8 protein-coding genes and 1 pseudogene are annotated in these 11,571 nt (G+C 71.6%); 5 read left to right on the top strand and 4 right to left on the bottom strand.

The window, feature by feature from the left end; genetic code table 11:
• Positions 1-17 precede the first annotated feature (17 nt).
• Positions 18-1,016, bottom strand: coding sequence for a dihydroxyacetone kinase subunit DhaK (locus tag ABZ370_RS25120; protein ID WP_358624958.1), 999 nt, complete (start codon positions 1,014-1,016; stop codon positions 18-20).
• A 250-nt stretch (positions 1,017-1,266) separates the two neighbouring features.
• A pseudogene (locus tag ABZ370_RS25125) lies at positions 1,267-1,458 on the bottom strand (plasmid stabilization protein); the annotation flags it as partial.
• Positions 1,459-1,658: 200 nt separating this feature from the next.
• Between ABZ370_RS25125 and ABZ370_RS25130 the strand changes: the two are divergent.
• Positions 1,659-3,674: a spermidine synthase gene (locus tag ABZ370_RS25130; RefSeq protein WP_358624961.1), complete on the top strand. Its 2,016-nt coding sequence runs from the start codon at positions 1,659-1,661 to the stop codon at positions 3,672-3,674.
• 66 nt (positions 3,675-3,740) lie between these two features.
• On the opposite strand, the gene ABZ370_RS25135 is transcribed toward ABZ370_RS25130, so the two are convergent.
• Together ABZ370_RS25135 and ABZ370_RS25140 are read right to left on the bottom strand one after the other, a co-directional pair.
• Complete coding sequence (locus ABZ370_RS25135) at positions 3,741-4,802, bottom strand: hypothetical protein (protein WP_358624964.1); 1,062 nt, start codon at positions 4,800-4,802, stop codon at positions 3,741-3,743.
• Positions 4,803-4,892: 90 nt separating this feature from the next.
• The gene (locus ABZ370_RS25140) at positions 4,893-5,867 is read right to left on the bottom strand and encodes a D-2-hydroxyacid dehydrogenase (protein ID WP_358624967.1); all 975 of its coding nucleotides are present in this window, start codon (positions 5,865-5,867) and stop codon (positions 4,893-4,895) included.
• A gap of 517 nt (positions 5,868-6,384) precedes the next feature.
• Here ABZ370_RS25140 and ABZ370_RS25145 point away from each other — a divergent pair.
• From ABZ370_RS25145 to ABZ370_RS25160, 4 genes are all read left to right on the top strand, one after another.
• The gene (locus ABZ370_RS25145) at positions 6,385-7,704 is read left to right on the top strand and encodes an MFS transporter (protein ID WP_358624970.1); all 1,320 of its coding nucleotides are present in this window, start codon (positions 6,385-6,387) and stop codon (positions 7,702-7,704) included.
• Between the two features lie 82 nt (positions 7,705-7,786).
• Positions 7,787-8,452, top strand: a complete 666-nt coding sequence (locus tag ABZ370_RS25150) for an HAD-IA family hydrolase (RefSeq protein ID WP_358624973.1) — start codon at positions 7,787-7,789, stop codon at positions 8,450-8,452.
• 39 nt (positions 8,453-8,491) lie between these two features.
• Positions 8,492-9,874, top strand: coding sequence for an FAD-dependent oxidoreductase (locus tag ABZ370_RS25155; protein WP_358624975.1), 1,383 nt, complete (start codon positions 8,492-8,494; stop codon positions 9,872-9,874).
• A gap of 97 nt (positions 9,875-9,971) precedes the next feature.
• Entirely contained in the window at positions 9,972-11,564 is a 1,593-nt protein-coding gene (locus ABZ370_RS25160; protein WP_358624977.1) for a PucR family transcriptional regulator ligand-binding domain-containing protein, read from the top strand.
• The last annotated feature ends 7 nt before the right edge of the window (positions 11,565-11,571 follow it).

An 11,571-nucleotide genomic window follows, 5' to 3' on the forward strand; every position in this document is an offset into this window, starting at 1 on the left:
GACCGGCGGTAAGGGGGTCACAGGGGCCAGGCCGCGGTGCGGGCGGGGGCGTCCCACAGCCGCAGGACCTCGTCGTCGGTGGCGAGCAGGGACAGCGAGAAACCACGCATGTCGAGGGCGCTGACGAAGGTGCCGGTCAGGGACCGGTCGAGGGCGGTGCCCCGGGCGTCGAGCGCCTTGGCCAGCATGTGGTGGATTCCGTACAGCTCCAGGGACGTGACCGACCCCAGACCATTGACCAGCGCCAGCACCCGGGGTGGCGGGCCAGGGGAGAGGGCGGCCAGCAGCCGGTCCGTCATCGTCTCGATCAGCTTGCTGAGCGGCGCGTGCGGCACCGTCTTGTCGGCGCGCTCACCGTGGATGCCGACGCCGAACTCCAGCACGTCCTCGGGCAGGTAGAACGCCGGGGCCCCGGAGGCGGGGGTGGTGTGCGCGGCGGACGCGACGGCGAGGCTGCGGGAGCGGCGGGTCAGATCGACACCGAGCGCCACGAGCTCGTCCAGGCTGCGCCCCTCGTCGGCGGCGGCGCCGAGGATCTTCTCCACGATCAGGGTGGCGCCGGTGCCGCGACGGCCGACCGCGATCTCGTCGGAGTCGGTGGCGAGGTCGTCGTCGATCAGCACCCGCTCGCAGCGGATGCCCTCGTGGTGGAGGCGTTCGGCGGCGATACCGAAGTTGATGCGGTCGCCGGTGTAGTTCTTGACCAGATGCAGTACGCCGTCGTCCCCGGCGACGGCGCGGCTGGCCTCGAAGATCTGCCGGTTGTGCGGCGAGGCGAAGATCCGGCCCGGGCAGGCGGCGTCCAGCATCCCGGCACCGACGAATCCGGCGTGCAGCGGTTCATGGCCGGACCCGCCGCCGGAGACCAGCCCGACCCGGCGGGCGGGCGAGGTGAGACGGGAGCGGAAGTACCCGTGGCCGGGATGGTGCTCGACGAGGGCGGCGTGGGCGACGGCGAAACCGGCGTGCGCGTCGGGGACCAGCGATTCTGAGGAGTCGGCGAAGTACAGCGGCATGGTCGCGGCTTCCCTGGAGGAGTGGGACGGACAGGGACACTCGCTTCGATAGTCCGCCGCGATCCAGGGGACGGGCGCGCCGACCGACCCCGAACGGCCTACGGGCATAGGCCGGTCGGGCGACGGGGCAGGGGTGCACACGGACCACGGCGAACTACCTTGTACGCGACGGCGAGATCTCCAAGCACCGACCCCGCGCCGTGAACCTGTGGCGCGGGGTCGGGGTGCGGGGTCGGTGCTCCCGGGAGGGCTACTTCCCCAGGGCCTTCTTCAGCTGCGACTTGTTCATCTGGGACCGGCCCTCGATGTTCCGGCGCTTGGCCTCGGCGTAGAGCTGGTCCCTGGTGGGGCCCTGCGACCCGGTGTGCGACCGCTTGCCACCGCGCCGCGACGGCGACATGTCCTCGGTGGAGATACGGCTCGCCGTCCGGGACTCCCCGGAGTCAAGCACCACAGAGACAACCACCATTTTCGCTCCCGGCACCCGGCCCGCAACAGCGCCGCGGCTGCCCGGGGCGAACGATTGGGCCCATCAGGTGAGATGTGCTCCGGGGGCGGTCGGACCGCCCTGCTGGTGCTCGACCTGCCCCGCCTCGGATGACAGCGTGTGCCGACATGGAGCACAGCCCTGGACCGCAAAACGTGCGCGCGAGGCTGCTGCTGGCCAGCGCCACCATGCTCTTCGTCGAGCTCGCGCTGATCCGGTGGACCGGCGCCAATATCGTCCATCTGAGCTATTTCTCGAACTTCATCCTCCTGGGCTCGTTCCTCGGAATCGGCCTCGGATTCCTTCTTCCCGCCGGCCGCGGGCAGTGGCTCACCCGCTGGGCGCCCATCCCGCTGGCCGTCCTCGTCGTCCTGGTCCGGGAGTTTCCCGTCCAGGTGCGGCAGAGCAGCGGCGAGGTCATCTACTTCACCGCGGTGAAGACCACCGGTCTGCCGCAGTGGGTCACCCTGCCCGTGCTGTTCGGGCTGACCGCGCTCATCATGATGGCGATCGGCAAGATGACGGCCGACCAGTTCCGGCAACTGCCGTCGCTGGAGGCGTACCGCTTCGACCTGCTCGGCTCCCTCACCGGCTCGGTGTCCTTCGCCCTGCTGTCGTGGCTGCGCGCCCCGTCGGTGGTGTGGGGTGTGATCGCGGCGCTGGCGATGCTGGTGCTGGGCGGGCGGCGCAACACCGTCCGGTACACGATCCCGCTGGCCGTGATGGTGGCGGTGCTGGCCCTGGAGTCGGTGGCGAACGGCATCTCGTGGTCGCCGTACTACAAGATCGAGGTCAAGCGGTCGACCTCCAAGGCCCGGGACTACAACATCGCCGCCAACGGTGTTCCGCATCAGTCCATCGCCCCGCTGAAGGCGCTGACGAAGCCCGGCTCACCGTATGAGCAGCCCTACCGCGAGACCCCGCGCAACTCCCACCGCCGGGTGCTGGTCATCGGCGCGGGCAACGGCAACGACGTCGCCCTCGCCCTCGCCCACGGGGCCCGGAGCGTGGACGCCGTGGAGATCGACCCCAGGCTTCAGGAGATCGGCGCATCCCTGCACCCGGCCCGGCCGTACGACAACCCCCGGGTGCACGTCCACATCAACGACGGGCGCGCCTTCCTGGAGCAGACCGACGCCCGCTACGACCTGGTCGTCCTGGCGCTGCCGGACTCCCTGACCCTGGTGTCCGGGGCCAGCAACCTGCGGCTGGAGAGCTATCTGTTCACCCGCCAGGCGTTCGAGGCGGCCCATCGCCATCTGGCCCCGGGCGGCGCGTTCGCCATGTACAACTACTACCGGCAGAACTGGCTCATCGACCGCTTCGGCGGGACGCTCACCTCCGTCTTCGGACATGCCCCCTGCATCACCCACTACGGCAACAGCAGGGCCGCGGTCCTCGTCGCGGGCACCACCCCGGCCGCGCAGTCCTGCGGCGCCACGTGGAAGGCGTCCGGCCCGGTGCCGAAGGCCGCGAGCGACGACCATCCGTTCCCGTATCTGCTGCACCGCACCATTCCCACCCTCTACCTCGGTGTGCTGGGCGCGATCCTGCTGGTGACCCTGGCCTCGGTGCGGCTGACCGGAGTACGGCTGCGGCGGACCGTCCGGTACGCGGACATGTTCCTGCTCGGCACCGCCTTCATGCTGCTGGAGACCAAGAACGTGATCGGCTTCGCGCTGTACTTCGGCACCACCTGGCTGGTCAACGCCATGGTCTTCGCCGGTGTGCTGCTGGCCGTCCTGTGCGCGGTCGAGGTGCGGCGGCGGATCACCAAGCTCAACCAGCTTGCGCTGCAGCTCCTGCTCTTCGCCTCGCTGGCCGTCTCCTGGCTGATCCCGGCCCATCTGGTGCTCGGGCTGCCCTTCGCGGGCCGCCTCGCCGCCGCGATCGCGCTGGCCTTCGCCCCCATCTTCTGCGCCAACCTCATCTTCTCCGACCGGCTGGCCGCGGCCTCCGACCCCACGTCGGCCTTCGGCGCCAACCTGCTCGGCTCGCTGGTCGGCGGCACCCTCGAATACCTCGCGCTGGTCACCGGCTACCAGGCCCTGCTGCTCGTGGTGGCGGTGCTGTACGCGGGAGCCTGCGTCCTGATGCGCTTCACCCGGCCCGACGCGGGCGAGCGCGCCGAACCCGAACCGGTCTCCGTGGCCACCGCGCCACGGACCTGACCCGGCCACCGTCCCGCGGCATGAGGCCGCCCCCGGTCCTTCGGGCCGGGGGCGGCCTCAGGTGCGTCACTCGAACATCACGTAGTCCGGCCGCGGCCGCAGGGCCAGCACCTCCTTCGGTGTCATCAGCCTGCTGACCTCGGCGTCCTCCTCGTAGAAGAGCTTGAAGCCGGTACGCACGCCCTCCGGCTGGTCCTTCACGAGCTGCCGCCAGGTGTCCCGCTTCATGCCCGGCGAGCCGATGCCGTCCGCGCTCTTGATCGTGACGACCCCGGGCTGCGGGCGCAGCGCGGACTGGTCGCGGACCACGGACACCGCCACCTGGTGGAAGACGAGCGGCTTCTCCGGCAGGTCGTGTTCCGCGACGATCCCGGACAGATAGCGCGCCACGTCGGTCAGCTCCTGCCCGCTGGTGTGGCCGTAGGTGTCGCCGGGTACCTCTCCCGGGCCCATGTCCCACTCCGGGTCCAGCGCGATGCCCACATCGGGCTCGACGAGCCACTTGCGCAGCGCCTTGACCTCGTCCAGCGCCGACGCCCGGCCCGGCTGGATGTTGAGCAGCAGCAGCGCGTCATGGCGCCGGGCCGCCTCGTGGAAACGGCGGACGGTGTCGTCCGGGACCCGGGTGCGATAGGTGCCGTCCGGTCCCGCGGAGCTGTTGGTGACGGTCGCGAGCAGTTCGAGGACCGGGAGCGGCTCCCGGTCGGCGGCGTAGTCGCGCGCGGTCTTCTCGATCTCCTTGACCCGCTGGTTCAGGTCACCGGTACCGAGCCGGCCGAGTGCGGCGGCGCCGGGCAGTCCGCAGTACCCCACCATGCGGTACCGGGACAGATCGCGGCCGCCGCGGGGGAGTTCGGGCCGTCGCTTCGTCGGCTTCGGCGACGGGGAGCGGCCGGCCTTGCTGTCGGAGCCCGCGGCGGAGGTCTCGCGGCCCTTGGAGGGCGTGGGGCTCCTGGAGGAACCACGGGCCCATTCGCTGTTCTGCTCGCCGCATCCGGCGAGCAGACCGAGACCGGCCGCCGCCGTCACCGAGAGCAGCCCCCGCCGGGTCGGCGGACCGCCCTGTCCTCTGCTGTTCTCCTGGATCGGCTCGACGCCGGTGCCCTGACTTGGTGTGGTGTGCGCCACGTTCCCCTCCGTCTTCGGGCCGATGTTTTTTCCCCGTCCTCTGCGGCTTTCCGGCCGGGGCGACCATGAAACGGAAGCGGTGGCCACCACTTACCTGACGTAACCCAGCTCCTTGTCGACCACATTGCGCAGCGGACGGCCCTCGGCCCTGCGGAGCAGGTTGTCCAGGAACAGCTCGGCCAGGTCGTTCCGCCAGTGGACCACCTCACCCGCGGTGTGCGGGGACACGATGACCCCCGGCAGCTCCCACAGCGGGGAGGCGGCGGGCAGCGGCTCCTGGGCGAACACGTCCAGCGCGGCACCGGCCAGCCTGCCGCCGGACAGGGCGTCGACGAGGGCGGGCTCGTCGACCAGCTGACCGCGGCCCACGTTGACCAGCCGGGCGCCGGGCTTCATGGCCGCCAGCACCGAGGCGTCCACCATGCCGCGGGTGGCCGCGGTGAGCGGGGCGGCCAGCACCACGTAATCGGCCTCGCCGAGCCCGGTGCGCAGCGTCGCCGGGCCGTGCACGGTGCCGAAGTCGGGGTCGTCGTCGCGCGGGGTGCGGCCCGCGCCGCTCACCCGCATGCCGACCGCGCGCAGCAGCCGGGCGACGGCCCGGCCGATGGACCCGGTGCCCCAGACCAGTACGGTGCGCCCGCCGACGCGTTCGCTGTCGCGCGGCCGCCACTGGCGGCCGCGCTGGTGGTCCCACATGCCGGGGAAGTCCTTGGCCAGGGACAGGACCAGCCCGAGGACGTACTCGGCGATGGGCTGGTCGTACACCCCGCGCGAGTTGGTGAGCACCACATCCGGGTTGCCGGTCAGCGCGGGAAACAGATACGGGTCCACGCCCGCGGCGGCCACATGCACCCAGCGGGGGGCCTTCGCGGGATCGTCGGGCCACGAGGCGGCGACGGCCGGGCTCAGCGGCCACCAGGCGAGCAGGGTGTCCGCACCGGGGAGGAGGTCCGGCAGTTCCTCCTCGGTCGCGTACACGGTCCGCGCCAGGGACTCGATCCGCTCCCGGTTGCAGGGCAGATGGTCGTTGTACAAGACGATGAGCGGGGCACGCCGGTCACCCATGGCCGCCTCCCGGCGGGTCGCTCACGCCGCCCGGCGGCTCACACCGGAGTGTCATGACGGTTCTCCCGAGGTCAGGAAGGGTGCGCAACGGATTCCCACACCCTGGCCGCCCCCGCGCACCGGGGCAACGGGCACAGTGTCCGCCCCGGCGGGCGGTTGTGGACGCTGTGTCCCCGCCGACCGCACGTCCCGGGACCAAAGTCCTGCGCAGCCCCGGTGCGGACAAGGCGTACACAGTGTCCACCACGGAACCGGCGATGGAACAGGATGGCCGTTGACGGTGCCGGACGGCTGAACCAGGGTGATGGCCAGCCAACCTGCCTTCATCTCCCCGTTCCCGGCAGCACACCCCGCCGCCCCCGCGGTGACCCGCACGAATGCTTGACGCCCGATGCCACCCTTCGTGCCGCATCGCCCAGCGCCTCAGCGCCTCAGCGCCACCTCCTCGTCCCCAGGAGTCTCAAGCATGTCTTTGTCCCGCCCGTCACACCCTTCGCAAGAAACCACCACAAGAACCGTGAGCCTCGACGAGGCCCCCGTCACCGGCTTCCACCGCAAGATGATCGCCGTCGCCATGGGCGGCCCGTTCTGCGACGGTTATCTGCTGGGCATCATGGGCGTCGCCCTCAGCCTGATCACCCCGGCGCTCAGCCTGAACACCATGTGGGAGGGGCTGATCGCCGCCTCCGTCCTGATCGGTGTCTTCATCGGCGGCGCGGTCTTCGGACCCGTAACCGACCGGGTCGGCCGCCATCTGATGTATGTGCTCAACCTGCTGACCTTCGTGGTCTTCTCGGCCCTGCAGTTCTTCGTCACCGAGGCGTGGCAGTTGCTTGTGCTGAGGCTGCTGATCGGCATCGCGATCGGCGCCGACTACCCGATCGCGTCCGCCCTGACCTCCGAGCTGGTGCCGCGCAAGATCCGCGGCCCGGCCCTGTCCGGCCTGGTCCTCGCCTGGTGGGTCGGCTACGGCGTCAGCTTCTGGGCGGGCTGGCTGCTGATGGGCACCGGCGACGACGCGTGGCGCTGGATGCTGGCCTCCGGTGCGGTCCCCGCCGTGATCTTCATGTTCTTCCGGGCCGGAGTGCCCGAATCGCCCCGCTGGCTGGCCTCCCGCGGCCGGGTGGAGGAGGCCAAGGAGGTCGTACGCCGCCACCTCCACCTGGAGGTCAGCACCGAGGAACTCCTCGCCGAGAGCGGTACGCGGCGTGGCGGCTCGGGCCTGGGCAACCTGGTGGAGATCTTCCGCCGCGGCTACGCGATCCCCGCCCTGTTCTGTTCGGTGTTCTGGATCTGTCAGGTGGCGCCCGCCTTCGCCGTACGGTCCTTCCAGCCGCAGATGCTGGAGTCTTTCGGGGTGACCAGCACCTTCGGTGCCAGCGCGCTCATCACCACGATCGCGGTCGCGGGTACGGCGGTCGGACTGCTCGTGGTCAACCGGATCGGCCGGCGGCCCCTGCTCATCTCCAGCTTCGCCTGCATCAACGTCTGCCTCATCGCCCTGATCGTGCTGCCGCTGCACTACGCGTTCCTGGTGGTCGCCCTCTTCGCCGGGTTCCAGTTCTTCGAGGCCGCGGGCAGCGGACTGCAGTTCGTGTATCCGAGCGAGCTCTTCCCCACCGACCTGCGCGCCACCGGCGTCGGCGTCGCCACCGCCATGAGCCGGGTCGGCTCCGCCTCCAGCACCTTCCTGCTGCCCATGCTCACCGCCGACTTCGGCGTCCGCGGCACCCTCGCGATGGGTGTGGGCATCACCATCATCGGCCTCGTGGCCTCCATCGTCCTCGCCCCCGAAACCAAGGACCTCGGCCTGGCGGAAGCCAGCCGCCGCGCCTGACCGCGCCCCGTCCGTCCCGGCCCCTCCGACTCGTCAGCTCGCCAGCTCGCCGGCTCTCACGGTTCTCCGAAAGGACCCCGCCATGCGCAAGGTCGTCTCCTTCGACTGCTACCGCACCCTCATCAACTTCGACACCCGCACCGCCACCCACGAGATCGTCAAGGACCGCCTCGCCGCGCTCGGCGTCGACCCCGACCAGTTCCACCACGACGCGTACGTGATGCGGTTCCAGGGCGTCGTCGACCACTACCGCCCGTACCGGGACACCGTCCGCCGCACCCTGCACAACGTCATGCTGCTGCACGGCCTGGAGTACCGCGACGAGGACGGCGAGGCCCTCATCGAGGCCATCAAGAAGTTCAAGGCGTTCCGCGAGGTCCCCGACGCGCTGCGCCGTCTCAAGGCCGAGTACGACATCGCCATCCTCTCCAACAGCGAGGACGACCTGATCTCCTACGCCGTCGACGAGCTGGGCGTGGAGTGGGACTACGTCCTCACCGCCGAGCAGGCGGGGGCGTTCAAGCCGCTGCCGCAGGCCTTCGAATACCTCATGAAGGCCACCGGCCGGGGCCCCGAGGACATCATCCACACCGCCCAGGGCTGGGAGTACGACATCATGCCGACCAAGCGGTACGAGGGCATGCGGCGGATCTGGGTCAACCGGTACGGCTTCCCCGGTTCGGCCGCGTTCCAGCCGTACGAGGAGATCAAGGACCTGTCCGAGCTGCCCGGCCTGCTCGGCGTCTGACCCGGCTCCCCGGCCACCCCCACACCGCGAGAGGACCCCATGTCCGCCACCACGGCACCGGTCAACGGGCGCGTCGCCCACTGGTTCGCCGAACTGCCCACCCCCCGCCCGGCGCTCCCCGGCGACCGCGACGCCGACGTATGCGTCGTGGGCGCCGGAATGACCGGACTGTGGACCGCCTACTACCTCAAGAAGGCCGACCCGTCCCTGCGCGTCACGGTCCTGGAAGCCGAGTTCGCGGGCTTCGGAGCCTCCGGCCGCAACGGCGGCTGGGCCTCCGGACTGATCCCCGGCGCCCGCGACCGGCTGGCCGGCCTCTACGGCCGCGACGCCGTCCTCGACTGGCAGCAGGCCATGAACGAGGCCGTGGACGAGATCATCGCCGTCGCCGCACGCGAGGGCATCGACGCCGACATCGTCAAGGGCGGCACCCTGCGCGTCGCCCGCACCCCCGCCCAGGCCACCCGGCTGCGGCACAAGATCGAGCAGGACCACGAGTGGGGTGTGCCGGAGTCCGTTCTGCTCACCCCCGCCGAGTCCGACCGGCACATCGCCATCGACGGGGTGACCGCCGGGGCGTACACCCCGCACTGTGCCCGGCTCCAGCCCGCCGCCCTGGTCCGGGGGCTCGCCGAGACCGTGGAACGGCTCGGTGTCACGATCTACGAGAAGTCCCCCGTCACCGCCATCGAGCCGGGCCGCGCGCTCACCGCCCGCGGCACGGTCAGCGCGCCCGTGGTGCTCCGCGCGACCGAGGGCTTCACCTCTTCGCTCAAGGGGCTGCGGCGGGCCTGGCTCCCGATGAACAGCTCGATGATCGTCACCGAGCCGCTGCCCGAAGAGGTCTGGAAGGACATCGGCTGGGAGGGCCGGGAAACCCTCGGCGACACCGCACACGGCCATATGTACGCCCAGCGCACCCCGGACGACCGGATCGCCATCGGCGGGCGCGGTGTGCCGTACCGCTTCGGCTCCCGCACCGACGACTCGGGCCGGGTCAGCGACCGTACGATCGGCGAGCTCACCCAGACCCTCCATCGCATGCTGCCGCAGACCACCGGCGTCCGGGTCGACCACGCCTGGTGCGGGGTCCTCGCAGTGCCCCGCGACTGGTCGGCCACCGTCGGCCTGAACCGGGCCACCGGCACCGGCTGGGCCGGGGGCTACGTCGGCCACGGGGTGACCTCGACCAACCTGGCCGCCCGCACCCTCACCGACCTGGTGCTGAAGCGGGAGACCCGGCTGACCCGGCTGCCGTGGACCGGACACCGCCCGGGCACGTGGGAGCCGGAGCCGTTCCGCTGGCTCGGGGTGCGCGGACTGTACGTCGCCTACCGGCTGGCCGACCGGCACGAGGCGGGCGGCCGCACCCGTACCTCGCCCATCGCGACCGTCGCCGACCTCATTGCCCGGCGACCCTGAGATCCTGGAGTCCCGGCGGCCCGCCTCACCGCGCGCCGCCGGGACTCCGGAGATCCGCCCGCCACGGCGGGCACAGTGCAGGGAGGGAGCGGGCCGGATGGCATTGCTCACCGTCGCCGACGTTCTGCGGCTGCCCGTGATCGCCGCGGGGCTGCCCCGGGTCATGGCGGGCGAGGACCGGCTGAACCGCCCCGTCCGGTGGGTCCACGTCACCGAACTGCTGGACCCCGCGTCGTTCCTGGAGGGCGGCGAGCTGGTGCTCACCACCGGCATGCCCCAGCCCAACGACCCCACCCGGCTGCGCGGCTACGCCGACCAGCTCGCCGACGTCGGCGCGGCCGGGCTGGTCGTGGAGCTGGGCCGCCGCTACCAGCAGGTGCCACCGGACCTGGTGGCCGCCTGCCGGGCCCGGGACCTCCCGCTGATCGTGCTCTCCCACGGCGTCCGGTTCATCGAGGTCACCCAGACCGTCCACGCGCTGATCCTGGACGCCCAGGGCGAACTGCTGCGCCGCTCCCACCAGGTCCACGAACTCTTCACCGACCTGACGCTGCGCGGCGCCCGGCCCGAAGAGCTGGTCCAGGTCGCGGCCGACCTGATGGGACGGTCGGTGGTGCTGGAGAACCTGGTGCACCACGCCGTGATCGTCTGTACGGCGGGCAACCCCGGCGGCCAGATACTCGTGGCGTGGCAGCGCCGGTCCCGTGCCACGCCGACCCCCGACCACGCCGCGCCCAGCGGGCCCGAAGGCTGGCTGGTGGCCCCCGTCGAACACGACGGGCAGCGCTGGGGGCGCCTCGTCGCGCTGCCCGACCAGACCGGACCGCCCTCCGGCCCCGAGCACACCCTGATCCTCCGGCGCGCCGCGACCGCCCTCACCCTGGCCCGGATGACCGGCCACACCCAGTGGGACCGGCAGGCCCGCGCGTCGGCCCTGCTGGAGCTGCGGCACGGAAGCCACCTCGGCCGCACCGAGTCCCGCATCCGGGTCGAGGCCCTCGGCCTGCCGACCGTCGGCCACCTCTTCATCGCCCTCGCCATCGGCCACCGGCCCGACGCCGCCGACCGGGCCGACCTGGACAGCCGGGTCGGCGAGGACCTGCGCGGCGCCGGAATCCACGCGCTGGTCGGCAGGCTCTCCCCGGACCGCACCGGCGTCCTGCTCACCCTGCCGCTCGCCGCCGCGTGGCAGCCCGTCGTGGAGCGCATCGGCCGGATCACCGAGGAGACGCTCGGCGAGGAAGCCGTCTTCGCGGTCGGCCCCGGGGTGACCGCGCTCGACCAGGTGGCGCGGTCGTTCCGCCAGGCCGAGGAGGTCGCGGACGCCATCGGCCCCGGCACGCCGCGGCGCCCGTTCCACGTGTCCACGGACCTCGGGCTGCCGGAACTGCTGTACACCCTGCGCGACGACGTCCGCGTCCAGAACTATGTGGAGCGCCAGCTCGGCCGCCTGATGCAGCACGACGAACGCCACGGCGGCGACCTGCTGGCCATCCTGCGCCAGTACCTCGACGCCGCGGGCAACAAGTCGGTCGCCGCCAAACAGGCCGGACTCTCCCGGCAGGCCTTCTACCAGCGCCTGCACACCATCGAGCGGCTGGTCGGCGGCGACCTGGAGTCCGGCGCCCAGCGGTCGCGTCTCCACGTCGCCGTCATGGCCCTGGACACCCTGGGCAGTGGACCCTCCTGAGCCTGTG

The organism is Streptomyces sp. NPDC005962 (assembly GCF_040629205.1).
In the GTDB taxonomy this organism is placed as follows: Bacteria; Actinomycetota; Actinomycetes; order Streptomycetales; family Streptomycetaceae; genus Streptomyces.